A 24977-nucleotide genomic window follows, 5' to 3' on the forward strand; every position below is an offset into this window, starting at 1 on the left:
CCATGATTCATCACCGAACGCTACGGGATCATTTTGGACATCCGCTCGCTCCGTTATTTCGTCACCACCGTACAGCTGAACAGCTTTACCCAAGCCGCTGAATCGATGTACGTCACCCAGTCCACCATCAGCAAGATGGTGCGGCAACTGGAGGAGGAAGTCGGCGAGGCGCTGCTGATACGGCAAGGCCGCAAGCTGGTATTGACCGACGCCGGCCGCATCGTGTTTGAGCGCGGCCAGGAGATGCTCAATTCCATGCGGCTGCTGAACACGGAACTGCAAGACACCAAGGCCTTGCAGCGCGGCCACCTGACGGTCGGCATTCCGCCGATGATCAACCTGCTGTTCACGCCGGTGCTGAAGGCGTTCCGCGAACGGCATCCGGACATCGCGCTGACGCTGCGCGAAGATACCGGTCAGGTCATCGAGCGGCTGGTGGCGACCGGCGAACTGGAACTCGGCATGACCGTGTCGCCGGTCGACCCGTCGCTGGACCTGCAATCGAAGGAAGTGGCCAAGTTTCCCATCTGGGCCGTGGCCAAGCCGGATACTTTCCGCCGCAATGCGGCCACCATCAAGCTGTCCAATCTGGCGTCGATGCCGCTGGTGCTGCTGAAGGATGAATTTGCGTTGACGCGGGCCTTGCGCCAGGTTTTCCAGCAGCATGGACTGGAGCCGGTGATCGCGGCGCAAAGCGGCCAGTGGGATTGGCTGGTGTCGATGGCATCGGCCGGCGTCGGCGTGGCCTTGCTGCCGGAGCCGTTCATCCATCGCCTGAACGGCGTCGAGGTGGCGGCGGTGCGCGTGGTCGAACCGGAAATCAACTGGCGGCTGGCCCACATCTGGAACGGCCGCTACCTGTCGCATGCGGCCCGCGCCTGGGTGGAGCTGTGCGAGACCATGCTGCCCGGGCACTGGCTATAGCAAGGCACGGCACGACGGCAACAAGCGCGTAGAATGGCGTCTTTAAAGAGGAACTCAACATGAAAAAAACAGGACTGGCCAAGGCCGACGCCAAAAAGCTGATGGGCAAGATGGTAGCGCCGGGCGCCGCCGGCTTCGGCAATGCCGATAACACCGTCATCGACAAGCGCGAGCAGCGCAAACGCGACCAGGCGCTGGGCCTGGTGCCATTCGCCGTCAAACTGAATGATGAACTGGTAAAACGCCTGCACGCCCTCGCCACCGAGCGCGGCCAGGATCTGAACCAGACCGTCGCCGAAGTGCTGGCCAAAGGCCTGGACGCCTAAGCGTTCAAATCAGCTCAACGAACGGGGAGTAGCTGGCCAGCAAACGATCAGCTCCTACTACCTTGTAGACACTAGAGCAGTATGTGAGTGTCCAGCAGCAAATGCACTATTTCCCCTCGAACGCAGCCTGTATGTCGTCAGGCAGCGGTGCGTCGAAGTCATCTGCGATCCAGATCTTGCCTTTCATGGTGCCGAGCCGGCGAACAACCTTTGGAGGACGAAGGGCAACCAGTTGGGCGACAGGTTCTCCGCCCTGTGAAATGACCACTTCCTCGCCGCGCCTGACGGCTTCCAGCAAGCCAGGGAGCTGATTTTGTGCTACTGCGATATCGATGATAGGCATGTGACCTCCGCCAGTTCAGTCTAGCCGTCCAGACCCACAGCGCAAGCCCTGCCATTTAAGACAAATCAAAAAAGGCTCCGTGAGGAGCCTTTGTTTTTAGCCTGCTGCCAGCACGTTGTGTGCTTGCTCGTCCGCATGGTACGAGCTGCGCACCATGGCGCCGACGGCGGCATGTTTGAAGCCCATTTTGTAGGCTTCTTCTTCGTACATCTTGAACACGTCCGGGTGCACGTAGCGGCGCACCGGCAGGTGGCTGTTGGACGGCGCCAGGTACTGGCCGATGGTCAGCATGTCGATGTCGTGCTCGCGCATGTCGCGCATCACCTGCAGCACTTCCTCGTCGGTCTCGCCCAGGCCGACCATGATGCCCGACTTGGTCTTCACGCTCGGGTACAGCGCCTTGAAATCCTTCAGCAGCTTCAGCGAGTGCATGTAATCCGAACCCGGACGCGCTTCCTTGTACAGGCGCGGCGCGGTTTCCAGGTTGTGGTTCATCACGTCCGGCAGACCGTCGGCGAAGATCGCCAGCGCTTTTTCCAGGCGGCCGCGGAAGTCCGGCACCAGCACTTCGATCTGGGTTTTCGGCGACAGCGCGCGGGTGTTCTGGATGCACTCGACGAAGTGCTGGGCGCCGCCGTCGCGCAGGTCGTCACGGTCCACCGAGGTGATCACGACGTAGCTCAGGCGCAGCTTGGCGATGGTGTGCGACAGGTTGGTCGGCTCATCCTTGTCCAACGGGTCCGGGCGGCCATGGCCGACGTCGCAGAACGGGCAGCGGCGGGTGCACTTGTCGCCCATGATCATGAAGGTCGCCGTGCCCTTGCCGAAGCATTCGCCGATGTTCGGGCAGCTGGCTTCTTCGCATACGGTCACCAGCTTGTTTTCGCGCAGCGTTTCCTTGATTTCGTAGAAACGGGTGTTCGGCGACCCGGCCTTGACACGGATCCAGTCCGGCTTCTTCAGGCGCTCGACCTGCTCGATCGGCACGATCTTGATCGGAATGCGCGAAGTCTTGCTGGCGCCTTTTTGCTTTTCGCTCGGGTTGTACGCTACGATGGTTTCAGTGGTCATAATCAGTTCATTCGTTGGTCGCCAGGACGCGGACTAATTCCTCGGCCAGCTGCTGTTGCACATCCGACAGTTTTGCCTGCGCGCCAACGGTGCGCATATCGACTGTTTCCAGTCCGGCATAGCCGCAAGGATTAATCCAGGAAAACGGGGCCAGATCCATCGCCACATTCAGCGACAGCCCGTGGTAGGTGCAGCCATTGCCGCGTACCTTCAAGCCCAGCGCGGCAATCTTCGCGCCTTTGTGATCGCCGCCGGCCATATAGATGCCCGGCGCGCCTTCCACGCGCTCACCGACCAGATTATACGCCTGCAAGACATTGATGATCGCCTGCTCGATTTTATGCACGAATTGGCGGGCATACAGCTTGCCGCCCGGCTTGTTGCGGCGCAGGTCCATCAGCAGGTAAATCACCACCTGGCCGGGGCCGTGATAGGTGACTTCGCCGCCGCGGTCGGTCTGCACCACCGGGATCTGCGTCGCCCCGGCCAGCAGGTGGCCGCGGTCGGCGCCCAGCCCCAGCGTGTAGACCGGCGCATGCTCGACGATCCACAGTTCGTCGCGCGAATCCGGCGTGCGGGCGTCGGTAAAGGCCCGCATGGCGGCGAAGGTGCTGTCGTAATCGGCTTGGCCGAGATGCTTGATCTCAGGGAAGGTAGGAGACGTCATCCCGGCATTATACGCCTGTGCGTAACTTTCATCCCGGCTGGTGGCGGGCCAGCCAGGCCTGCACCGACGGCCGCTGCCACTGGAAATCGACGTATTCGCGCAGCTTGGCGGGCACTTCATCGCCATTGCGCACCAGCCGGCTTAGCATGATGGCCAGGTCGGTATCGGCAATCGACCAGTCGCCGAACAGGTGCTGCGGCCCTTGCACGACGCGTTCGGCCACGTGCACCAGCTTGGCGGCGGCCGCCTGCGCGGTCTCGCTCAGCGGCGCGCACGGCTTCTTGAAAAACACGGTTTCGGTATCGCGCTCGACGCGCACCGGCACCAGGTCGCTGCGCACCCAGGCCTGGATTTGCCGCGCCAGTGCGCGCTGGCGGCGCTCCTGCGGATACAGCGCGATGTATTCCGGCGGCGGGAAGCTCTCGTCCAGGTACTCCGTGATGGCGCTCGACTCGGTCAGCACGAATTGCTCATGACCTTCACCTTCCACCAGCGCCGGCACGCGGGCGGTGAGTGCGCGGTCGGCAAACGCCGGCTGCTTCTGCTCGCCGCTGCCCAGATCCACCGTCTTGAGGCTGAAAGGCAGGCCCTTCTCGGTCAGCGCCACGAACACGGACAAGGCATACGGGCTGGTGAAAAGGCTATCGGCGTACAGTTCAAACGACATGGCGGCTCCGGCTTAGGTAGATTTATTCACATAGTAAACCTTGTGTAAGTGCCTGTATAACGGTATATTTTCGCAATTCTTGTTAGTTTTATTCACAAAGTTATCCACAGCATGGCCCGCAGGCTGCCCAATTTTTCCGCATTGCGCGCCTTCGAGGCGGCGGCCCGCCACGAGAATTTCTCGCGCGCGGCGGAAGAGCTGCACCTGACGCACGGCGCCATCAGCCACCAGGTACGGGCGTTGGAAGAGGAGTTGGGACGGCAACTGTTCGTGCGCAACGGCCGCCAGGTGAAAATAACTAACGACGGCCTGAAATTCGCCCAGTTCCTCGGCAAGGCCTTCGCCGACATCGCGGCCGCCACCGACGCCATGCGCGCCGCCAGCATCAACCAGCGGCTGACCATCACCTCGATTCCGTCGTTTGCGGCGCGCTGGCTGGCGCCGCGTCTCGGCAAATTCATCGAGCTGCATCCAGATATCGAAGTGGTGCTGCAATCGAGCGGCCACATGCAGGATCTGGCGCGCGAGGGCGTCGATGTCGGCATCCGCTTCGGGCGCGGCAACTATCCGGGCATGGTGGTATTGCGGCTGATGGGGGATGTGTATTACCCGGTAGTGAGTCCACACTATCGCGGTGGGCAGCTGCCGCTGGCGCCGGCCGACCTGGCGCGGCATACGCTGCTGCGCTCGGTGGAGCGCTGGACGCCGTGGTTGCACGCAGCCGGAGTCGACCTGCCGGAACCGTCCGGCGGGCTGCTGTTTGAGGATTTATCGATGCTGGTGCGTTCTGCCGCCGATGGCAACGGCGTGGCGCTGGTGCGGCACGTGGTGGCGATGCAGGAAATCGCCTCCGGGCAGTTGCTGCGGCTGTTCAACGTCGCCACGCCGAGCCCGGATGAATACTACTTCGTCACGCCGCCCGGTGCGGCGAGCAAGCCGCAGGTGCAGGCGTTTCGTGACTGGCTGCTGGAAGAGATTGCCGTCTTCCAGCGCCAGCATGCCTAGCCGTCATTCCCGCGCAGGCGGGAATCCATGCCGAGCGTGCCTGGTGACGGCGTAGGATTCCCACTTTCGCGGGAATGACGCTTTTACATGACGATTTTGACCATCGGATGCGCCGACAGTTCAGTGTACAGCGCATCCAGCTGCTCGCGGCTGGTAGCGCGCACGGTGCAGGTCAGGCCGGTGTAATTGCCTTTGGCCGAAGGGCGAACTTCCATCTTGCCTTCGTGGAAATCCTGATCGTGCTTTTGCACAACCACGGTAATGGTCGGGGCGAAATCGATATGAGTCGGACCCATGACCTTGATCGGGAAGTCGCTCGGATACTCGATGAGGGACTCTGATGGGGGGATCGCTTGCATATTCATTCCAATCTAAAAATATAAAACCTGAGACACCGAACGGCGTCTCAGGCCTATATTGTAGCCGGATCAGGACTTTGCAAGCGCCAACGGCTCGGCAGCGGGCTGGCCCGACAGGCGCTGCAAGCGCGCCAGCGCCGACTCATTGCCCAGCGCCGGCTGGCTGACCGATTTGCGGATCGCCTCCAGTTCGGCGGCCTGGTCCAGCGGCTTCTGGCCGATATCGGTAACGATGCGCAAGCCTTCGGCATTGGTACGGATGGTCTCGGCGCGACGAGTCAGGGCGCTCAGCGCGCTCGACTGGCCTTGCATACCCTGCAACCCCGTCAGCTGGGCCTGGCGCTCGGCGCGCAGCTGCTGCAGATCCTGCTGGGCCCGGGCCGACGCCAGCGCCTGCATCGCCTTCTTCGCCTGCGAATCGAACTCGGCCAGATGTTTCGACAGCGCGTCAACGATGGTTTGCAGCTCGTCCATGTACTGGCGGGCGTCGGCTTCCTCCTGCAGTTCCTGCGGCATGCGCGCCTTGTTCGACTCCAGCTCGTCGCAGAACAGCGTAATCGTCGATTCCGAAATCTTGCCGCTGGCCAGACGCTCGGCCAGCGTGCCGGCCGCCTGCTCGTCGGTGGCGATCAGCTGGCGCAGCTTGACGACGTCATCGGCCTCCTTGTTGAACGCGGCGCGGGCGGCGGCCAGCTTCTGGGCTGCGCCGCGCAGACTGTCCGCCAGACGGTCGCGGTCAGCCTCGGTGGCGGTTTCCGGATCAAAATTGGCGATCGCTTCGGAAACGCGATTGCCCAGTGCGCCGAAATGCTTGGTGATCAGGCGCGCGGTCAAACCCCAGCCATTCAAGTTGCTCATGTCAGTCTTCCTTCGTTGTCAAAGTTGCGCATCATTGGATAACGATGCGTTGCTGCTCCACCGGGATGCCAATCACAAAGTCGACATGGATCCCGCGTTGGGATGAATCGCCGTTCACGCTGCGGATAATTTCCGTCGTGATCAGCAAATACTCGTTGCCGCCGCCGCGCAAGGTGCGCACATACGGCATGAAATACATTTCCTGGCGCAGGCCGGTGCGGCCGCTGGCGTCGTCCAGCCGCACCTCGGTGCCGGTGAACGGCGGCATGTACGGCGTTTCCGGATCGCCGGCGTCGCGCCAGTAGTCGAGGCCTTCGCTGCTGCCGAACACCAGTTCCAGATCCAGGCCCAGATCGTCCAGCTGCTGGCGCCACAGCGTGTAGCTGCGGTCGCCGAGGCCGGCGCCGGCCTGGCCCGTGTAGGCGTCCTGATCGGCCGCCGTCTCCGGAATCACGCGCGCCAGCTGGGTGCAGTACATGATCTCGCTGACCTCGCCGCTGGCGTTCTGGTAGACCTGCAGGAACTTCTCCTTGTCGTCGCGGTCGCCGGTTTCCAGGTAATAGCGGTACAGCCCGCCAGACTGCTGGAGGCGGATCTGCGACACGGCCAGGATGCGGGTGTCGTCCGCGTCCGGCAGCGTGATCAGCGAACCATTGGCGACCGCGCGCAGCAGCGGCGACTGCTGGATGCCGACCACGCTGCCGATGCGCGCGCCGAGCGGGAGATCGCCATCGGTGCGCGGCGCCTGGTTGCCGGCCAGCCTGGCCGCGCCATTGCGCAGATAGTTGTATGCATCGGTCCAGCCCATCATCAATTCCTTTCAAACGAATAATTCGGCGCGGCGCGCAGGCGGCGGAACTTGCGTACCGAATACACCGCCGCCCACATCAGCAAACTCAACACGGACAACCAGGCAAACCAGCGCAGCACGCTCATGAAGAACGACGGCTGCGGCGCGGCTGCCGGCGCCGGGGCGCCCAGACCCGGCATGCCGGTCACCCTGCCGTCGCTATCGGTGCCCGCCGTCGTCGCGGTGGACTGCGTTGCCGGCGGGTTGCTGCTGGTGGTCGGGTAGGCCACCGGTTGATGGCTCTGGCTCATCGCCCGCCCCAGCATGAAGCCCATCACGCCGGCCATCAGGCCATTACCACTGCCGGACGGCTGCTGTTGATAACCCGGCCCCGGCGCCGGGTAGGCCGGCGCGCGGTACACGGGTGACGGTTGCTGCGGCTGGCGCAAGGTATCGTTCAGCGGCGGCGGCTGGTTATTGGCGGCGGCGCGCCGTTCATCCAGCGTCCTCAGCGCATTGGCGCGCGACGCGCTCTGGTCGACATCGCGCGACATGGCCGAGGTATTGCGTTGCGGCTGGGCCGGCGAACCGGCCTGCTGGCCGAAGGCACCCGGACCGCTCTGGCGGCTGGCGGGCGGCGCTGACGGTCTGCTATGCCTGGCGGCGTTGCTCTTTTGTGAAGAAAATCCACTTTTAAACGAGGACGATGTGCCAGAATGAGAAGTTGCGCCGGCATACACGGGCACATTGCCGGCCACGGCCAGGCAAACCGTCAACAGCAGCGCAGAGCGAAATGACTTCATGATGTGTTTTCACAAAGAGTTGAATGAAAAACAGCATAGCGCCGCGCGTCGGCGGGTGCATCGGTAATAAAAGGCACGCTTCACCATGACACGTAAATACCTGGACATGAATCAGCACGACGCGCTCTACAAGGTGGCGCGCGCGTATCCCGGCGGCATCGACGCCCTGGCGCAGGCGATGGGGATCTCGGTCAACGTCTTGCGCAACAAGCTGGCGCCGACGATTGCGTCGCACTATCCGTCGTTTGAGGAGGTGTCGACGGTGGTGGACCTGTGCCACAAGGCGGGCGTGGCGGACGCGCATCTGCCGCTGCACGCGCTGCTGGTGCGGCACGGCATGGCAGCGTTTGTGGTGCCGATGCCGGAAGCCATCGGCGAAGACGACCTGTCGCAGACGGTGTGCAAGGTGATGAGCCAGGTGGGAGCGGTGGCGGAAGCCGTCTCCACCGCGCTGCTGGATGGCAAGGTCACGGCGGCGGAAGCGGATTTGATCGAGCGCGAGTTTCAGGGCGCGCTGTCGGCGCTGGGCGAGTGGCGCGCCCGCCTGCGCCTCAAAGCCCAACAATAATCCGGGGTCAGGTCTCACATTTCTACACGGCCCCAACCGTAGCGGTTGCTACGGTTGGGGCCGTGTAGAAATGTGAGACCTGACCCCGTAGTTTACCGTAGTTTACTGGCGGTTGTCGCGGCGGTCGCGGTTTGGGTCTTTTTTCTCGTCGCGCGGTTTTTCGGCTTCGCGGCGTGGTTCGGCGCGCTGAGGTTGTTGTTGCGGTTGCTGCTGCTGTGGCGGCGGCGTGAACTGGCGTGGCGGCTGCTGCGCCGGTTGTGGCTGCTGCGGTTGCACTTGCGGTTGCTGCACCGGCTGCGCCTGCTGAGGCGGACGCTGCTGCTCATCACGCGGACGGAAACGGCGTCCATTGTCATCGCCCCCCCGGTCCGTGCGGTCGCGCGGCTGTTGCCACTGCGGCTGTTGCGGCTGTTGCGGCTGCTGAGGTTGTTGTGGCTGTTGCGGCGACACCTGCGCCGGCTGCGGCATCGTCGGCGCCTGCCAGCGCGGCGGCTGTCCCGGCTGCTGACCAGGTTGACCTGGCTGCACAGGCTGATTAAACCTGGGCCGCAATTCAATCCGCACATCATTCGGATTAATCGTCTGCGCCGGCGCATCCGGATGACCGAACTGATTCGGCGCCAGCGTGCTGAGCTGCCCGCGCGGCTGTTGCGGCGGCACCGGTACCGGCTGCGATGGCGCCGTCAGCACCCGTCCCGGCCGGTCATTGCGGCCGTCGTTACGTCCGTCATTGCGGTCAAACCGGTCCGGTATGCCATCATGATCGCGGTCACCGCCGCCACGGTTGGTGGTCAGCGTGCGCCCCGGCGGCTGCGGCGGCGCCACTGGCGACACATTGTTGACGAAACTCGCTGGCGGAATCACCTGCGCGCCCCGGTTCACCACCACATTGCGGCGGCCTTCAAACTGATCGCGCGGCAGCACCGTCAGGCCATCGCGACGGCCATTCCAGTCATTGCGCGGCGTGAACGGCTTGCCGTTGTGCGTCCACGTCACGCGGCGGTCGTAATCCGCCGACACCCGGTAGCCCGGCACAAACCGGTCGCGCGGCGACAGCGGATACCAGCCCAGTCCCGGCCCCGGACGCGGTCCGCCACCATTGCCGCCAACCCAGCCGACCAGCGCCGGCGCCCACACCGGCCGCCCGGCAGGACGGCCCGGCGCCCACGACCAGCGGCGCCCCACCATCACCCAGCGCCCATAGTGCGACGGCGCATAGCCCCACGGCGCGTTGTCGACCCAGGTCCAGCCCCACGGCGCCAGCCAGATCCAGCGACCGTCGCGGTACGGCGCCCAGTCCAGCGCCACATTGCGCGGCGTCCACAACGGGCCGTATTCGGGATTGTCGATCCAGGTGCCGTTGCGGTCCAGCTCTTCGTAGCCGGTCATGCCGCTGGAAACGAAACGGGTAGTGGTACTGTTGTCGTAGCGGTCGCGGTCCTCGGCCCAGATGTCGAAACCGTCGCGCCGCGCCACGCTGGTGCGCACGTCTTCGCCGGTCACGTCCACATGACGGCCGTTGCTGACCACCACCGACGAACCGGCGCCGTCCACGCGCGCGCTGCCGGCCAGCAGGCTGACCTGGCTGGTATCTGGCTGGCGGTCGACGTCGACCCGCAGAATGCCCTGCTCCAGCAGGGTGATGCGGGCTTGCGGTGTGGTCAGTTCAAAGTCGCGCAGCAGATCCGGATTGCGCACGCGGATGCTGACGCTGCCGTAGTTCAGGCGCAGGCGCAGCAGGTCGTCGTCCATGGCCGTGATTTCCAGGTCGGAATCGCCATCCACCCGCACGGCGGTCGAGCCGACGCGGAATTCGGTGCGGGCACCGTTGGCCGTGTTGATGTGGTTGGCTGCCGTCACCGGCCAATTCAGCGCGGCGCCGACCGGATCGCCATCCCCCACCAGCGTCACTTGCCCTTCGACGCTGGAGATGCGGCCGACGATCGCGGGCGGGTCTTCGGCCTGGGCCAACGCGGAAAAGCCGGCCATTGCGGCCAGCACGACGGTGTGGATAATCTTGCGGCTCATGGCAGCGTCTCCTGTGGGTAATGCCTGAATAACGCCGCACGGTCCGATCCGACGACAGCGGTTACAAATACTTGCAAAATTTCTAAGTTGCGGCGCTGCCACGCTTGACGAAGAACAGTGCCGCGCCGACCGCCATCAACAGGCCGCCGAATACCCGGTTCTGCTTCTTGACGGCACGGGCGTCGCGGAAAAAGCGCTGCATCGAAGAAGCCAGGAAAGCGTAGCTGTGCATCACCACCAGGTCGATGCAGCACATGGTCACAGCCAGGATCAGCAGTTGCGGCAGCAGCGGCGCCTTGTCGGTAATGAACTGCGGCAGCACCGCCACCATGAAGATGATGCCTTTCGGATTGGTGGCGTTGGTCAGGAAACCGGTCAGGAAGCGCTTTTTGACGGTTGGCACCACCACCGCCGCCTGCTGCTGTTCGCTGATGTGGACCTTGGCGCGCCACTGGCTCAGGCCGAGGTAGATCAGGTACAGCGCCCCCACCGTCTTGACGATGTTGAACGCCACTTCCGACGCCATCAGCAGCGAACCGACGCCGGCGCCGGCGATGAAGAACACCAGCAGCAAGCCGGTCTGCAAGCCGAGGATGGTGGCGCTGGCACGCCGCACGCCATACGACAGGCCGTGCGACATCGACAACACCGCGCCCGAGCCCGGCGACACGGCAATAATGCAGGCGGCAACAAAGAAGGTAATCCAGGTGGCGAAGCTCATGGCGATTCCGTTTAATTATTTAACTTAAGCAATCATCATTGTAGCGGTATCGTGGCGCGGCTTGCTTGGGTTAATATTGCCTGTCAAACCATACAAGGAGTACCCCCGATGGCCGGTTCCAGCCTGTTAGCCCTGATCGACGATATCGCCTCCATCCTCGACGACGTCGCCCTGATGAGCAAGGTGGCGGCCAAAAAAACCGCCGGCGTGCTGGGCGACGACCTGGCGCTGAACGCCCAGCAGGTGTCCGGCGTGCGCGCCGAGCGCGAATTGCCGGTGGTGTGGGCAGTCGGCGTCGGCTCGCTGAAGAACAAGGCCATCCTGGTGCCGGCGGCGCTGGCGATCAGCGCGTTTGCGCCGTGGGCCATCACGCCGCTGCTGATGGTGGGCGGCCTGTACCTGTGCTTTGAAGGCTTCGAGAAAATCGCCCACAGCCTGTTCCACAGCGGCGACGACGAACACAAGGCCGAGCTGCGCGAGGCGCTGGCCAATCCCGATGTGGATCTGGTGGCGCTGGAAAAGGAAAAGATCAAAGGCGCGGTGCGCACTGACTTCATCCTGTCGGCGGAAATCATCGTCATCGCGCTGGGCACGGTGGCGACGGCGCCGTTCCTGCAACAGGTGACGGTGGTGGTCGGCATCGCGCTGGTGATGACAGTCGGCGTGTACGGCCTAGTGGCCGCCATCGTCAAGATGGACGACGCCGGCCTGTACCTGAGCCAGAGCGGCGGCGCGGCGGTGCGCGCGCTGGGCCGCGTACTGCTGTCGGCGGCGCCGGTGCTGATGAAATTGCTGGGCATCGTCGGCACCGTGGCCATGTTCATGGTCGGCGGCGGCATCCTGACCCACGGCCTGCCGTTCGCCCACGACCTCATCCACCACGCCACCGAAGCCGTGGCCACCACCCCGGCGGTCGGCGGGCTGCTGGCCGTGATCGTCCCGAGCCTGCTGGACGCCGTCGCCGGCCTGATCGCCGGTGGCATTGCCCTGGTCGTGGTGTCGGCTGTCGGTCAAATCATCCGTCTAGTCAAAAAGGAATCCTGACAACCTTGAAAACTCGGACGTATCAACGATAATGTGTTCAGTTTATTGAACATTTTTAGGGCTTGATATCATGCAACTTCGCGAAGTAGGCATGCACGTCCGTGGCAAACGGAAAGAGTTCGGGATCAGTCAAGCCCAGCTAGCAAAGTTGGCTGGGCTATCACGCACCACCGTCAATCAACTGGAAAGTGGCGTTCTTGAGGATTTAGGGTATGTAAAGCTAAACCAGCTACTAGGCATTCTCGGTCTGAGCTTTGACGCCAAAGAAAGATTGACGAAGTCGCCTGCGCTCAAAATGGCGGCACAAACTGCCAGCACGAGCTACAAGAAGATTCTCACTTCCGATGTGCTGAAGCATATTTTGCAGTCAGGTGTGGTTCCGGACGAGTTCAAACCCCATGTCATAGCGCTATTGGACGAAACACCTGTGCAGTTAGTGGTCGGTGCTATTCACGAAGCTTCAATCCAAACACAAACGCCGACCAAGACAGTCATGAAGCACGTCTCCGCAATTGCGAAGGCTCTTCACACACATAGAACTGTCTGGTAATGACAAACGAAAAGACCTGGGAAGGCCTCTTTCAAAACGCCATGCGCTTGGTGGATGAAATCCAAGCTCGCGGTACAAGACACCTCTACTGGACCTTCGGTGGCGGGACAGCGCTGATGCGCAAATATCACCACCGTCTTAGCAAAGACATCGATATTTTCGTACCCGATCCCCAGGCACTCAACCATGTGAACCCTCGCCTGAGTCAGGTCGCAGAGGATATGGCCGTTCACTATGAAGAAGCAAACGACTTCATTAAACTATTCCTGCCCGAGGGTGAGATTGATTTCGTCGCGTCGCCGAATTTGACCGAGAACCCTTACGTCGACGAGGAAATATTCGGTCGCAAAGTACATGTCGAGACCGGAGCTGAAATTGTTGCAAAAAAATTCTTCCATCGTGGTAATCGTCTACTCGCTCGTGACCTGTTCGATTTTGCCTTGGTGGCTGAAAAGGAGCCGGATGACCTGTTAAATGCCAGCAAATTCCTTGTCCGTTACATAACTCCAATCAAGAAAGCGCTCGCTGGCGATCTCACCCACCTCCGATTGCAATTCGACGCGATAGAAACACTCTCTTACCACCCAACTTTTGAGCAAGTCTGCGACATCGTCAAACAAAAACTGGACGCTGCGGCCCTGCACGTCAACGGAGGGACTGCCTCGGCGGTGGCCGCCAGCAAGATCCTGCGTCCGGTCAAAAAGCACCCCTAAGTCTTCTGCTCTGATACGGAAGCGAGCGCCAGCCGGCCTCGCTTTCCCTATCGACAAGGAGCACGCATGACTACCCCTTCCAGCGCCTTCATCGGCGCATCGTGGCTGGCCCTGATCGCCGGCGCCCTGACCTATATGGCCGGCCTATGGAACGCCCAGCTGGCCCTGAGCGAGAAGGGTTTTTACGGCATGGCCTTCTTGATCAGCTTGTTCGCGGCGGTCACCGTCCAGAAGAACGTGCGCGACCTGGCGTCCATCCCTAACCGCTGACCAGTCCGGCTCTCTCCCCGGCGGGATCAGTACACGCTCCAATCCGGGGAAATTTGATCTAAATCAATAAATTCGACGGGTGGACTACGTAAACTGATCATATTCATTGCGATAAAGCAATAAAACACCGGCGGAGAGAGCTATGCGCAACAACCAACCAGTCACCAATCGCGAAGTCGAAGTGTTGGACGACCAGGCCATCGTGTCGAAAACGGACCTGAACGGCAACATCACTTATGTGAATCCTTACTTCACCCAGATCAGCGGCTTTGACGAGGAAGAACTGTTGGGCGCTCCGCAAAACATCGTGCGCCATCCCGACATGCCGGCTGAAGCCTTTGCCGACCTGTGGGCGTCGATCAAGGACGGCACGCCGTGGACCGGCATCGTCAAGAACCGCTGCAAGAACGGCGACCATTACTGGGTGCGCGCCAACATCACGCCGATCCGCGAAAGCGGCAAGACCATCGGCTACATGTCGGTGCGCGTCAAGGCCGAGCGCCACCAGATCGCCAAGGCCGAACAGGCCTACCGTACGATCCGCACCGAAGCCAATCACAACATCCGCATCAAGAACGGCCAGGTGATCCATCCCGGCTTCGCCAACCTGCTGTCGCGCCTGAGCCACGTGTCGCTCGGCTTCCGCATCTGGGCCGCCACCAGCGTAGTCAACGTGCTGCAGGTGCTGGTGTGCGCCGCCGCGCTGATGAACGGCCACGCCGCCAACAGCTACGGCATCTTCGCCGCCACCTTCCTCGGCCTGCTGATCAACGTCTTCCTGTGGTACACGCTGCGCGTCTCGGTGCTGCAACCGCTGGACCGCGCGCTGCACGGCGCCCGCCAGATCGCCGCCGGCGACCTGTCCGGCAGCTTCGACACCGAAGCCACCGATGAAGTGGGCCAGCTGCTGCGCGCCTTGCAGCAAATGAACAGCAACCTGATCGCCACCATCCGCGACGTCCGCGTCAACGTCGAGACCATGGCCGTGGCCACCCGCCAGATCGCCGCCGGCAACGCCGACCTGTCCGGCCGCACCGAAGCGCAGGCCGCCAGCCTGGAAGAAACCGCATCGAGCGTCGAGCAGTTCTCGTCCACCGTCAAGCAGAACGCCGACAACTCGGAGCAAGCCAACAAGCTGGCGCAAAACGCCTCCGACGTGGCGGTGCAGGGCGGCGTGATCGTGGCCGACGTCATCGCCACCATGGATGAAATCAACAACTCGTCGCGCAAGATCGTCGACATCATCGGCCTGATCGAAGGCATCGCCTTCCAGACCAACATCCTGGCGCTGAACGCCGCCGTGGAAGCGGCCCGCGCCGGCGAACAAGGCCGCGGCTTCGCGGTGGTCGCCGGCGAGGTGCGCAACCTGGCCCAGCGCAGCGCCACCGCCGCCAAGGACATCAAGAACCTGATCGACGTCTCGGTCGGCAAGGTCAGCGCCGGCATGGTGCAGGTCGACCGCGCCGGCGCCACCATGAAGCAAGTGGTGGCCTCGGTGCAGCAGGTCACCGCCATCATGCGCGAAATCTCGGTCGCCTCGCACGAGCAAAGCATCGGCGTCGACCAGGTCAACTCGGCCATCGCCCACATGGACCAGGTCACGCAGCAGAACGCCGCGCTGGTCGAAGAGGCAGCCGCCGCCACCGCCAGCCTGGCGCTGGAAGCGGGCGGCCTGACGCAAGCGGTCAGCCTGTTCAAGTTTGGTCCGGCCCGTGGCGCGCGCAGCGTCCGCGCAGCCGCGTCACAGTCATCCACCGTGAAACGCCTTGCCGCATAAATCATGAATACGCCTTTCCCACCCGTTGAATTTGACGCCGCCATCATCACCAAGCTCAGTCAGTCGGGACCACGCTACACCTCTTATCCGACCGCGGACCGCTTCCACAGCGACTTTGGCTACAGCCAGTTCCTGGAAGCGGTGGCCGGCCTGCGCATGCGCCGCAGTCGCCGGCCCTTGTCGCTGTATGTCCACATTCCGTTCTGCGACACGGTGTGCTACTACTGCGGCTGCAACAAGATCGTCACCAAGGATCACAGCAAGGCGGCCGTCTACCTCGGCTACCTGAAGCAGGAAATCGACATGCAGGGCCGCCTGTTCGACGGCATGGGCCAGATCGAACAGCTGCACTTCGGCGGCGGCACGCCGACCTATTTGAGCGACAAGCAGATGGGCGACCTGATGGCGCACCTGCACGCCAACTTCGATTTCGCCGACGATGCGCATGGCGAGTATTCGATCGAGATCGATCCGCGCACGGTCAGCGTGGAACGCGTGCACAGCCTGCGCGCGCAGGGTTTCAACCGCATCAGCCTGGGCGTGCAGGATTTTGACCCGGACGTGCAGAAAGCCGTCAACCGCATCCAGCCGGAAGCCGAGACCCGCGCCGTGATGGATGCCGCCCGCGCCGCCGGTTACCGTTCGATCAGCATCGACCTGATTTACGGCCTGCCGAAGCAGACCATGACCAGCATGACGCAAACGCTGGACAAGGTGATCGCCGCCTCGCCCGACCGCATCGCGCTGTACAACTACGCGCACCTGCCGCATATTTTCAAGCCGCAGCGCCGCATCGCCGATGCCGACATGCCGACGCCGGCGGTCAAGCTGGAGCTGCTGGCGATGTGCATCCAGCGTTTGTGCGACGCCGGCTACATCTACATCGGCATGGACCATTTCGCCAAGCCGGACGACGAGCTGGCCGTGGCCCAGCGCCAGGGGCGTTTGCAGCGCAACTTTCAGGGCTATTCCACGCGCGCCGAGTCGGAGCTGATCGCCTGCGGCGTGTCGGCCATCAGCGCGGTCGGCGCCACCTACAGCCAGAATGAGAAAACGCTGGACGCGTATTACGCCCGGCTGGATGACGGCGTGCTGCCGATCACGCGCGGCATCAAGATGGACAACGACGACCTGCTGCGCCGCATGGTGATCAGCAAGTTGATGTGCAATTTCGAGCTGTCGCTGTCGTCGATCGAGCAGGGCTTCCCGATCAATTTCCGCCAGTATTTTGCGGCGGAGCTGGACAAGCTGAAGGCGTTCGAGGACGACGGCCTGCTGACCGTCGATGACGAATGGATTTCGGTAACGCCGAAAGGCCGTCTGCTGATCCGCAATATCTGCATGGTGTTCGACCGTTATCTGGGCGTGGCGCAGGATGTCGCGCCGCAACCGCTGCGCTACTCGAAGACCATCTGAGGATGTCATGAATGCCGCCCAGCTACTGCCAGTGTTTGTGGTCGGCCTGGCCGGCAGCATCCACTGCGTTGGCATGTGCGGCGGCATCGTCACCGCGATGTCCACCACCACACGCAGCACCGTCATTCCCGCGCACGCGGGAATCCATGCTGAGTATCCGCTCAGGCGTTCCATGGGTTCCCGCGTGCGCGGGAACGACGTGGCGCATGTACTGTCCTACAACGCCGGCCGCATCAGCAGCTACATGCTGGCTGGCGCCCTGGCTGGCGGCCTGGCCAGCGGCGCCCGCAACATGGCGGCGCTGGCCGGCATCCAGCTCGGCTTCTACTGGCTGGCCAACCTGATGCTTGTCGCCCTCGGCCTGTACCTGATGAACGCCTGGCGCGGCCTGGCCGTATTGGAGCAGGGCGGGCGCGTACTTTGGCAACGCGCGCAACCGCTCATCGCCCCAGCCATGAAAACCCTGATGCCGGCCGATACCGGGCCTAAATCCTACGCCCTCGGCGCGCTGTGGGGCTGGCTCCCGTGCGGCATGGTCTACAGCGTGCTGACCACCGCGCTGCTGAGCGGCTCGGCCGCCGACGGCGCCGCGCTGATGCTGGCCTTCGGCCTCGGCACGCTGCCGATGCTGACCGGCCTTGGCATGCTCGGCGCACGGCTGCAACAAGCCATGCAGCGCCGCCAGGTCCGCATCGCCTGCGGCCTGCTGGTGCTGGCCTTCGGCGTCCTCGGGCTTGCCCGCGCAGCGGGAGGCGTCACGCCCGAATGGATGGAAATGCTATGCCTCACACCACACCCTTGAACGTCCTGGCGCCCGCACCGTGCTACCACTGCGGCCAGACGCTGCCCGATGTGGTGGATCACGCCTGGACCATCACCATCGCCGGCGAACCGCACACCATGTGCTGCCCCGGCTGCGCTGCCGTGGCGCAGACCATCGTCGACCTGGGCCAGGAAAGCTACTACCGCGACCGCACCGCCTATGCCGCCAGCGCAGAAGGCGCCCAGCAGCTGCCGCCGGAACTGCAACTGTACGACAACGCCGACCCGCGCTTCGCGCTCGATGAAGACAGCCGCGAATCGACCTTCACGGTGGAGGGCATCCGCTGCGCCGCCTGCGTATGGCTGATCGAAAACCGGCTGGCCCGTCTACCCGGCGTCGACAGCGCGCAGCTCAACGTCGCCACTGAGAAGCTCTACGTGCGCTGGCGCCGCGATGCCTGCCAGCCAGGCGACATCCTCGGCGCGCTGCACACCATCGGCTACGCCGCCTATCCGTACGAAGCCGACCGCCACGCCGGCCAGCAGCAGCGCGCCGCAAAGACGCTGGGCCGCCAGCTGTTCGTCGCCGGGCTGTCGATGATGCAGGTGATGATGTACGTCGCCCCGTCCTACCTGGCGCACGACGACGGCACGCTGGACGACAGCATGGCCTCGCTGATGCGCTGGGCCAGCCTGCTGCTGACGCTGCCCGCCATCAGCTACTCGGCGCTGCCGTTCTGGCGCGGCGCCATCACCAGCCTGCGTGCGCGGGCGCTGGGCATGGACGTGCCGGTCGCACTGGGCATCGCCGCCGCATTTGGCGCCAGCGTCATCGCCACCTTCACCGGCAAGGGCGAGGTGTGGTTCGACTCGGTGACCATGTTCATCTTCCTGCTGCTGTGCAGCCGCTACCTGGAACTGCGCGCGCGCCGCAAGGCCGGCGCCGCACTGGAGCGCTTGCAGCACGCGCTGCCGGCATCGGCCTCGCTGCTGGAGAACTATCCGGCCAGCCGCGCCGCCACCATCGTGCGCGCGGCGTCGCTGGCTGTGGATAACATCATTGTTATCAAACCCGGCGAAGCGGTGGCCGCCGACAGCATCATCATCGAAGGCCGCACCTCGCTCGACCTGTCGCTGCTGAGCGGCGAGAGCGTACCGGTGCCGAAATCCACCGGCGACGCCATTCCCGGCGGCGCCATCAACGCCAGCAGCGTGGTGCTGGCGCGCGTCACGCGCAAGGCGCAGGACAGCACCTTGTCCGATCTGGTGAAACTGATCAACCGCGCCGGCGGCGACAAGCCGCGCATCGCGCTGTGGGCCGACCGCGTGGCCGCGTATTTCGTCGCCGGCCTGCTCTTGTTTGCGCTGGCCGCCTTCAGCTTCTGGTTCTGGCACGACGGCAGCATCGCGCGCGCCTGGCCGATCGCGATCGCGGTGCTGGTGGTGTCCTGCCCGTGCGCGCTGTCGCTGGCCACGCCCACCGCGCTGGCCGCCGCCACCGACAACCTGCTGAGGCAAGGCGTGCTGGTGACCGGCCCGCAAACCCTGGAGACCCTGCACCGCACCACCCACGTGGTGCTGGACAAGACCGGCACGCTGACCTGGGGCCGGCCGGTGCTGCAGGGGATACAGGAACTGGGCGCGATGCGCGCCGACTTCTGCCTGCAGGTGGCGGCCGCGCTGGAAACCGGCAGCGCCCATCCGCTGGCGCGCGCCATCATCAGCGCCGCCGACGAAGCTGGGCGGCACCACTGGAGCGCCGTGGCGCTGACCGAAACCGCCGGCTGCGGCCTGGAAGGCACGGTGCACAATCGCCGCTACCGCCTGGGCAGCGCGCAGTTCGTCGCCGGCATCGCCGGTCTGGCGCCGGAACGTGCGGTGGCCGATGGCGTGACGCCGGTCTACCTCGGCGTCGAGGGCCAGTGGCTGGCCTGTCTCCAACTGCATGACGGCCTGCGACCCGATGCGCAGGAAACCGTCGACTACTTCCGCCGGCGCGGCAAGACCGTGGTGCTGGTCAGCGGCGACGATGACGTGCTGGCGCGCCGCGTCGGCGACCAGCTGGGCATCGAAACCACGGTCGGCGGCTACCTGCCGGCCGACAAACTCAATTTCGTGCAGCAGATGCAGCGGCGCGGCTGCGTGGTGACCATGATCGGCGACGGCATCAACGACGCCGCCGTGCTGGGCGCCGCCGACGTCTCGTTCGCCATGGGCAGCGGCGCCGCGCTGGCGCAGGCGCATGCCGATGCGGTGCTGCTCAACGGCCGCCTGGGTGCGGTGGCCGACAGCGCCCGCGTGGCCGAGCGTACCATGTGCATTATCCGCCAGAATCTCGGCTGGGCAACGGTCTACAACGTGGTGGCGATTCCAGCCGCCGCCATGGGCTGGCTCAATCCGTGGCTGTCGGGCGTCGGCATGGCGCTCAGCTCGGCCGTGGTGGTGCTCAATGCGCTGCGCCTGAGGAAAGGGACCGACTGATGGAAGCCCTTTACCTGCTCATTCCGCTCAGCGTGGTGCTGGTGTTCGTGGCGCTATGGATCTTCTTCCGCGCTTCCGACGACGGCCAGTTCGACGACCTGGTCGGCCCGGCGCTGCGCATCCTGCAAGACGACGACAAGCCGCCCATCGATCACAAGTGATCCGGCGAATTTTGACTTATATCAAGGATTTTTAAGCCTCTCCTAAGTAACCTTTGACCTACATCATCAAAGTGTTCCGGGGAGAATCAATTGGATCAACACTATAACTACAAGGTCGTGAAGCAGTTCACGATTGCGACCGTAGTCTGGGGCGTCGTGGGCATGCTGGTCGGCGTGATCATCGCCGCGCAGCTGGCCTGGCCGGCGCTGAATCTGGACATTCCATGGCTGACTTATGGCCGTCTGCGTCCGCTGCATACCAACGCGGTGATTTTTGCGTTCGGTATCTGCGGCCTGTTTGCTACCTCGTATTACGTGGTACAACGCACCTGCCAGGTGCGCCTGTTTTCCGACAAACTGGCCGCCTTCACCTTCTGGGGCTGGCAGGCCGTGATCCTGAGCGCGGTCGTGACGCTGCCGATGGGCCTGACCCGCGGCAAGGAATACGCCGAGCTGGAATGGCCGATTTCCATCCTGATCGCGCTGGTGTGGGTGTCGTACGCCGTGGTGTTCTTCGGCACCCTGATCAAGCGCAAGGTCAAGCACATCTACGTGGCCAACTGGTTCTTCGCCGCCTACATCATCGCCGTGACGATCCTCCACGTGGTCAACGGCATGTCGATGCCGGCCTCGCTGTTCAAATCGTATTCGGTCTACGCCGGCGTGCAGGACGCGATGATCCAGTGGTGGTACGGCCACAATGCGGTCGGCTTCATCCTCACCGCCGGCTACCTGGGCATGGTCTACTACTTCATTCCGAAGCAGGCCGAGCGTCCGGTGTACTCGTATCGCCTGTCGATCGTCCACTTCTGGGCGCTGATCTTCACCTACATGTGGGCCGGTCCGCACCACCTGCACTACACCGCGCTGCCGGACTGGACGCAATCGGTCGGCATGGTGTTCTCGCTGGTGCTGCTGGCGCCAAGCTGGGGCGGCATGATCAACGGCATGATGACCTTGTCGGGCGCCTGGCACAAGCTGCGCACCGACCCGATCCTGAAGTTCATGATCGTTTCGCTGTCGTTCTACGGCATCGCCACCTTCGAAGGTCCGATGATGTCGATCAAGACCATCAACTCGCTGTCGCACTACACCGACTGGACCATCGCCCACGTGCACGGCGGCGCACTCGGTTGGGTCGGCTTCATCACCATGGGTTCGATCTACTACATCATCCCGCGCATCGCCGGCGAGCAGAAGATGTATTCGACCAAGCTGATCGACCTGCACTTCTGGGTCGCCACCATCGGCGTGGTGCTGTACATCGCCGCCATGTGGATTGCCGGCGTGATGCAGGGCCTGATGTGGCGCGCGGTCAATCCGGACGGCACGCTGACCTACACCTTTGCGGAAAGCGTCAAGGCCACCTATCCGTACTACGTGGTGCGCTTTACCGGCGGCCTGCTGTACCTGGGCGGCATGTGCGTGATGGCCTACAACACGTGGATGACCTTGCGTAACACCAAGACTGCGGTCGCGCCAATTCCGGCGGTCAACGCAGCCCACGCCTGATATCGGAGCACAGTATGAAATTTTCCCATGAATGGATCGAGAAAAATCCCTGGCTGCTGATCGCGCTGGTGACGCTGGTGATCAGCGTCGGCGGCGCCGTCGAGATCGTGCCGCTTTTCTTCCAGAAGTCGACCACGGAACCGGTGGCGGGCCTCAAGCCGTACTCGCCGCTGCGCCTGGCCGGCCGCGACATCTACATCCGCGAAGGCTGCTACAACTGCCACTCGCAGATGGTGCGGCCGCTGCGCGCCGAGACCGAGCGCTATGGCCACTACTCGGTGGCCGGCGAGTTCGTCTACGACCACCCGTTCCAGTGGGGTTCCAAGCGCACCGGGCCCGACCTGGCGCGCGTGGGGGGCCGCTACTCCGACGAATGGCACCGCGATCACCTGAACAATCCGCGCGACGTGGTGCCGGAATCGAATATGCCGAACTACCCGTGGTTGTCGAAAAACACGCTGGTGCCGGCCGAGATCCAGCCGAAGATGCGCGCGCTGCGCCGCACCGGTGTGCCGTACACCGACGCCGAGATCGCCGCCGCGCCGGAAGAGCTCAAGGACAAGACGGAACAAGACGCCCTGATCGCCTATCTGCAAGGCCTGGGCACCCTGATCAAAACGAGGAACTAGCATGGCTATCGATACATTGTTTGACCACGCCAGCAGCATCATGACGGTGATCTCGTTCATCACCTTTGGCGGTATCCTGTGGTGGGTGTATGTGCACCGCAAGGCGGACGACTTCGCGGCGGCCGCCAACCTGCCGTTTGCCGACGACGAGGAGGTGCACCATGGCTGATTTCACCAACGGCTTCTGGGATATCTACATCGCCGCGCTGACCCTGCTGGGCATCATCGGCTGCGGCATCCTGCTGTACTCGCAATCGAAGGTCAAGGTCGCCAAGAGCGACGCCGGCCAGACCGAAAAAGTGGACACGACAGGCCACGTCTGGGACGAAGACCTGACCGAGCTGAACACGCCGATGCCGCGCTGGTGGATGTGGCTGTTCTACATCACCATCGTGTTCGCGCTGGCCTATTTGTTCCTGTATCCGGGCCTGGGCAGCTACGCGGGCAAGCTGGGCTGGAAATCCAGCGGCCAGTACCAGACCGAGCTGGCCAAGGCCGACGCCGAATACGGTCCGCTGTTCGCCAAGTACCAGCAGCAGGACCTGAAAACCGTGGCGGCCGATCCGCAAGCGCACGCCATCGGCGAGCGCCTGTTCCTGACCTACTGCGCGCAGTGCCACGGCTCGGATGCACGCGGCAATAAAGGCTTCCCGAACCTGACCGACAAGGACTGGCTGTTCGGCGGCGCGCCGGAAACCATCCAGGAAACCATCCTGCACGGCCGCGTTGGCGCCATGCCGCCGATGGGCGCCGCCGTCGGTGGCGACAAGGAAGTGGAAGCGGTCGCGCATTACGTGCTGAGCCTGTCCGGCTCGACCCACGATCCGATCAAGTCGGTGTTCGGCAAGGACAAGTTCGGCGCCTGCATGGCCTGCCACGGTGCGGACGCCAAGGGCAACCAGACGCTCGGCGCGCCTAACCTGACCGACAAGATCTGGCTGTTTGGCGGCAGTGTGGAAACCATCAAGGAGACCATCAACAAGGGCCGCACCACCACCATGCCGGCGTTTGCCGACTTCCTCGGCGAAGCCAAGGTGCATGTGCTGGCGGCATACGTCTGGAGCCTGTCGAACAACCCTGCCGAGGCTGCCGCTCCCGCAGCAGCCCCTGCTGATCCACCGGTAGCAGCTGAAAAATGAACGCCCCAAAGGAACAAGTCATCAAGATGTATGCGGCCCGCGAGGAGATCTATCCGCGCGAGATTGCCGGCCGCTACGCCCGCCTGCGCTGGCTGTTTGTCTGGCTGACGCAGCTGGCCTTCTACTGCACCCCATGGCTGCAGTGGAACGGCCGCCAGGCCCTGCTGTTTGACCTGGGCACGCGCAAGTTCTACATCTTTGGCCTGGTCCTTTGGCCGCAGGATTTCATTTACCTCGCGCTGCTGCTGATCATCTGCGCCTACCTGCTATTCCTGGCGACAGCGATCGCAGGGCGGGTGTGGTGCGGCTTCGCCTGCCCGCAAACGGTGTACACCGAAATCTTCCTGTGGATAGAACGCAAGATTGAAGGCAAGCGCAGCGCCCGTATCGCGCTGGACCGCCAGCCGGCGTCGCTGCGCAAGTTCGGCAAGAAGAGCGCCAAGCACGCCGCCTGGCTGGCGGTGGCGCTGTGGACCGGCTTTACCTTTGTCGGCTACTTCACGCCGATCAAGTCGCTGATGGGCGAAGTGGTGACGCTGAGCTTTGGCCCGTGGGAATGGTTCTGGGTGGTGTTCTACAGCTTCGCCACCTACGGCAACGCCGGCTGGATGCGCGAACAGGTGTGCAAATACATGTGCCCGTACGCCCGCTTCCAGAGTTCGATGTTCGACCGCGACACCCTGATCATCACCTACGACAGCGCGCGCGGCGAGCCGCGCAGCCCGCTGTCGAAAAACGGCAACGGCGACGGCGGCTCGTGCATCGACTGTTCGCTGTGCGTGCAGGTGTGCCCGACCGGCATCGACATCCGCAACGGCCTGCAGTATGAGTGCATCGGCTGCGCCTCCTGCATCGATGCCTGCAACACGGTGATGGACAAGACCGGCCAGGCGCGCGGCCTGATCCGCTACAGCACCGAGCGGGCGATGGACGAGCACCTGACGCCGACCGAAATCCGCCGCCGCACCACGCGCCCGCGGGTGCAGATCTACACCGCCGTGCTGGGCCTGATCGTGCTGGCCGCCGGCACCTCGCTGTACCTGCGCACGCCGCTCAAGCTGGACGTGATCCGCGACCGCGGCTCGATGGGCCGCGAGGTGGAGGACGGCATGATCGAAAACGTTTATCGCCTGCAGATCATGAACACCTCCGAGCAAGCGCATGTGTACAAGATCACCGTGGGCGGCCTCGACACGCTGAGCGTGGCCGATGCTGACACCGTGCGGGTCGCGGCCACCGAAACGCGCGCCTATCCGGTACGCCTGCGGGTGGCGCACGGCGCCGGGCACAGCGGCTCGAACAAGATCAACGTCACCCTGACCGCAGTCGACCAGCCGTCGCTGCAGGTGAAAGAATCTGCGGTCTTCATTGTGCCGCACTAAGGAGAAACAAC

At 63.5% G+C, this 24977-nt stretch carries 28 protein-coding genes; 18 read left to right on the forward strand and 10 right to left on the reverse strand.

Annotation, left to right across the window (positions count from 1 at the left end):
- The first annotated feature begins 33 nt into the window (after window positions 1–33).
- Together GTP55_RS00960 and GTP55_RS00965 are read left to right on the forward strand one after the other, a co-directional pair.
- The gene (locus GTP55_RS00960; RefSeq protein ID WP_161043133.1) at window positions 34–924 is read left to right on the forward strand and encodes a LysR substrate-binding domain-containing protein; all 891 of its coding nucleotides are present in this window, start codon (window positions 34–36) and stop codon (window positions 922–924) included.
- Between the two features lie 59 nt (window positions 925–983).
- Window positions 984–1250 (forward strand): hypothetical protein, encoded by a 267-nt coding sequence (locus tag GTP55_RS00965; RefSeq protein WP_161043134.1) that lies wholly within the window; start codon window positions 984–986, stop codon window positions 1248–1250.
- Window positions 1251–1356: 106 nt separating this feature from the next.
- Here GTP55_RS00965 and GTP55_RS00970 read toward each other — a convergent pair whose 3' ends face one another.
- The 4 genes from GTP55_RS00970 to yfcF form a co-directional block, all read right to left on the reverse strand.
- Window positions 1357–1593: a type II toxin-antitoxin system Phd/YefM family antitoxin gene (locus GTP55_RS00970; protein WP_161043135.1), complete on the reverse strand. Its 237-nt coding sequence runs from the start codon at window positions 1591–1593 to the stop codon at window positions 1357–1359.
- A gap of 96 nt (window positions 1594–1689) precedes the next feature.
- A complete protein-coding gene (gene lipA / locus GTP55_RS00975; RefSeq protein WP_110845971.1) occupies window positions 1690–2664 on the reverse strand; it encodes a lipoyl synthase in 975 nt (324 codons plus the stop codon).
- Between the two features lie 7 nt (window positions 2665–2671).
- Complete coding sequence (gene lipB / locus GTP55_RS00980; protein WP_161043136.1) at window positions 2672–3331, reverse strand: lipoyl(octanoyl) transferase LipB; 660 nt, start codon at window positions 3329–3331, stop codon at window positions 2672–2674.
- A gap of 28 nt (window positions 3332–3359) precedes the next feature.
- Complete coding sequence (gene yfcF, locus GTP55_RS00985; protein ID WP_161043137.1) at window positions 3360–3998, reverse strand: glutathione transferase; 639 nt, start codon at window positions 3996–3998, stop codon at window positions 3360–3362.
- 111 nt (window positions 3999–4109) lie between these two features.
- Between yfcF and gcvA the strand changes: the two genes are divergently transcribed.
- Window positions 4110–5003 (forward strand): transcriptional regulator GcvA, encoded by an 894-nt coding sequence (gene gcvA, locus GTP55_RS00990; protein WP_161043138.1) that lies wholly within the window; start codon window positions 4110–4112, stop codon window positions 5001–5003.
- An 83-nt stretch (window positions 5004–5086) separates the two neighbouring features.
- Here the strand turns inward: gcvA and GTP55_RS00995 are convergent, their stop codons facing one another.
- The 4 genes from GTP55_RS00995 to GTP55_RS01010 form a co-directional block, all read right to left on the reverse strand.
- Entirely contained in the window at window positions 5087–5362 is a 276-nt protein-coding gene (locus GTP55_RS00995; RefSeq protein ID WP_154357370.1) for a DUF493 family protein, read from the reverse strand.
- 69 nt (window positions 5363–5431) lie between these two features.
- A complete protein-coding gene (locus tag GTP55_RS01000) occupies window positions 5432–6220 on the reverse strand; it encodes a hypothetical protein (protein WP_161043139.1) in 789 nt (262 codons plus the stop codon).
- Window positions 6221–6251: 31 nt separating this feature from the next.
- Window positions 6252–7031: a DUF2491 family protein gene (locus GTP55_RS01005; protein WP_229257689.1), complete on the reverse strand. Its 780-nt coding sequence runs from the start codon at window positions 7029–7031 to the stop codon at window positions 6252–6254.
- Complete coding sequence (locus tag GTP55_RS01010) at window positions 7031–7813, reverse strand: hypothetical protein (RefSeq protein ID WP_161043140.1); 783 nt, start codon at window positions 7811–7813, stop codon at window positions 7031–7033. Before GTP55_RS01010 ends, GTP55_RS01005 begins: the two co-directional genes overlap by 1 nt.
- 85 nt (window positions 7814–7898) lie before the next feature.
- Between GTP55_RS01010 and GTP55_RS01015 the strand changes: the two genes are divergently transcribed.
- Complete coding sequence (locus tag GTP55_RS01015; protein WP_110845979.1) at window positions 7899–8381, forward strand: phage regulatory CII family protein; 483 nt, start codon at window positions 7899–7901, stop codon at window positions 8379–8381.
- Between the two features lie 102 nt (window positions 8382–8483).
- On the opposite strand, the gene GTP55_RS01020 is transcribed toward GTP55_RS01015, so the two are convergent.
- Window positions 8484–10409 carry a DUF6600 domain-containing protein gene (locus GTP55_RS01020; protein ID WP_161043141.1) on the reverse strand — a complete coding sequence of 642 codons (1926 nt, stop codon included), beginning with the start codon at window positions 10407–10409 and terminating at the stop codon, window positions 8484–8486.
- Between the two features lie 82 nt (window positions 10410–10491).
- The gene (locus tag GTP55_RS01025; RefSeq protein WP_161043142.1) at window positions 10492–11130 is read right to left on the reverse strand and encodes a LysE family transporter; all 639 of its coding nucleotides are present in this window, start codon (window positions 11128–11130) and stop codon (window positions 10492–10494) included.
- A gap of 108 nt (window positions 11131–11238) precedes the next feature.
- Here GTP55_RS01025 and GTP55_RS01030 point away from each other — a divergent pair, with 108 nt between their 5' ends.
- From GTP55_RS01030 to ccoG, 14 genes are all read left to right on the forward strand, one after another.
- On the forward strand, window positions 11239–12174 hold the full coding sequence (locus GTP55_RS01030) for a DUF808 domain-containing protein (RefSeq protein ID WP_161043143.1): 936 nt from the start codon (window positions 11239–11241) through the stop codon (window positions 12172–12174).
- Between the two features lie 70 nt (window positions 12175–12244).
- Window positions 12245–12724: a helix-turn-helix domain-containing protein gene (locus GTP55_RS01035; RefSeq protein WP_161043144.1), complete on the forward strand. Its 480-nt coding sequence runs from the start codon at window positions 12245–12247 to the stop codon at window positions 12722–12724.
- On the forward strand, window positions 12724–13437 hold the full coding sequence (locus GTP55_RS01040) for a nucleotidyl transferase AbiEii/AbiGii toxin family protein (protein WP_161043145.1): 714 nt from the start codon (window positions 12724–12726) through the stop codon (window positions 13435–13437). The genes GTP55_RS01035 and GTP55_RS01040 overlap by 1 nt, the downstream gene beginning before the upstream one ends.
- A 66-nt stretch (window positions 13438–13503) precedes the next feature.
- Window positions 13504–13707 (forward strand): YiaA/YiaB family inner membrane protein, encoded by a 204-nt coding sequence (locus GTP55_RS01045; protein WP_161043146.1) that lies wholly within the window; start codon window positions 13504–13506, stop codon window positions 13705–13707.
- 142 nt (window positions 13708–13849) lie between these two features.
- Window positions 13850–15484: a methyl-accepting chemotaxis protein gene (locus GTP55_RS01050; RefSeq protein WP_161043147.1), complete on the forward strand. Its 1635-nt coding sequence runs from the start codon at window positions 13850–13852 to the stop codon at window positions 15482–15484.
- A gap of 3 nt (window positions 15485–15487) precedes the next feature.
- Window positions 15488–16900, forward strand: coding sequence for an oxygen-independent coproporphyrinogen III oxidase (gene hemN, locus GTP55_RS01055; protein ID WP_161043148.1), 1413 nt, complete (start codon window positions 15488–15490; stop codon window positions 16898–16900).
- Between the two features lie 7 nt (window positions 16901–16907).
- On the forward strand, window positions 16908–17702 hold the full coding sequence (locus GTP55_RS01060) for a sulfite exporter TauE/SafE family protein (RefSeq protein ID WP_161043149.1): 795 nt from the start codon (window positions 16908–16910) through the stop codon (window positions 17700–17702).
- Entirely contained in the window at window positions 17681–20143 is a 2463-nt protein-coding gene (locus GTP55_RS01065; RefSeq protein WP_161043150.1) for a heavy metal translocating P-type ATPase, read from the forward strand. Before GTP55_RS01060 ends, GTP55_RS01065 begins: the two co-directional genes overlap by 22 nt.
- Window positions 20143–20304 carry a cbb3-type cytochrome oxidase assembly protein CcoS gene (gene ccoS / locus GTP55_RS01070; RefSeq protein ID WP_110845988.1) on the forward strand — a complete coding sequence of 54 codons (162 nt, stop codon included), beginning with the start codon at window positions 20143–20145 and terminating at the stop codon, window positions 20302–20304. Before GTP55_RS01065 ends, ccoS begins: the two co-directional genes overlap by 1 nt.
- A 90-nt stretch (window positions 20305–20394) precedes the next feature.
- Window positions 20395–21816, forward strand: coding sequence for a cytochrome-c oxidase, cbb3-type subunit I (gene ccoN, locus GTP55_RS01075; protein WP_161043151.1), 1422 nt, complete (start codon window positions 20395–20397; stop codon window positions 21814–21816).
- A 14-nt stretch (window positions 21817–21830) separates the two neighbouring features.
- Window positions 21831–22445: a cytochrome-c oxidase, cbb3-type subunit II gene (gene ccoO / locus GTP55_RS01080; protein ID WP_110845990.1), complete on the forward strand. Its 615-nt coding sequence runs from the start codon at window positions 21831–21833 to the stop codon at window positions 22443–22445.
- Window position 22446: 1 nt separating this feature from the next.
- On the forward strand, window positions 22447–22614 hold the full coding sequence (locus GTP55_RS01085) for a cbb3-type cytochrome oxidase subunit 3 (RefSeq protein ID WP_161043152.1): 168 nt from the start codon (window positions 22447–22449) through the stop codon (window positions 22612–22614).
- A complete protein-coding gene (gene ccoP / locus GTP55_RS01090; protein ID WP_161043153.1) occupies window positions 22607–23584 on the forward strand; it encodes a cytochrome-c oxidase, cbb3-type subunit III in 978 nt (325 codons plus the stop codon). The genes GTP55_RS01085 and ccoP overlap by 8 nt, the downstream gene beginning before the upstream one ends.
- The gene (gene ccoG / locus GTP55_RS01095; RefSeq protein WP_161043154.1) at window positions 23581–24966 is read left to right on the forward strand and encodes a cytochrome c oxidase accessory protein CcoG; all 1386 of its coding nucleotides are present in this window, start codon (window positions 23581–23583) and stop codon (window positions 24964–24966) included. Before ccoP ends, ccoG begins: the two co-directional genes overlap by 4 nt.
- Window positions 24967–24977 lie beyond the last annotated feature (11 nt).

Source organism: Duganella margarita, assembly GCF_009857535.1.
Classification (GTDB): Bacteria; Pseudomonadota; Gammaproteobacteria; order Burkholderiales; family Burkholderiaceae_D; genus Rugamonas; species Rugamonas margarita.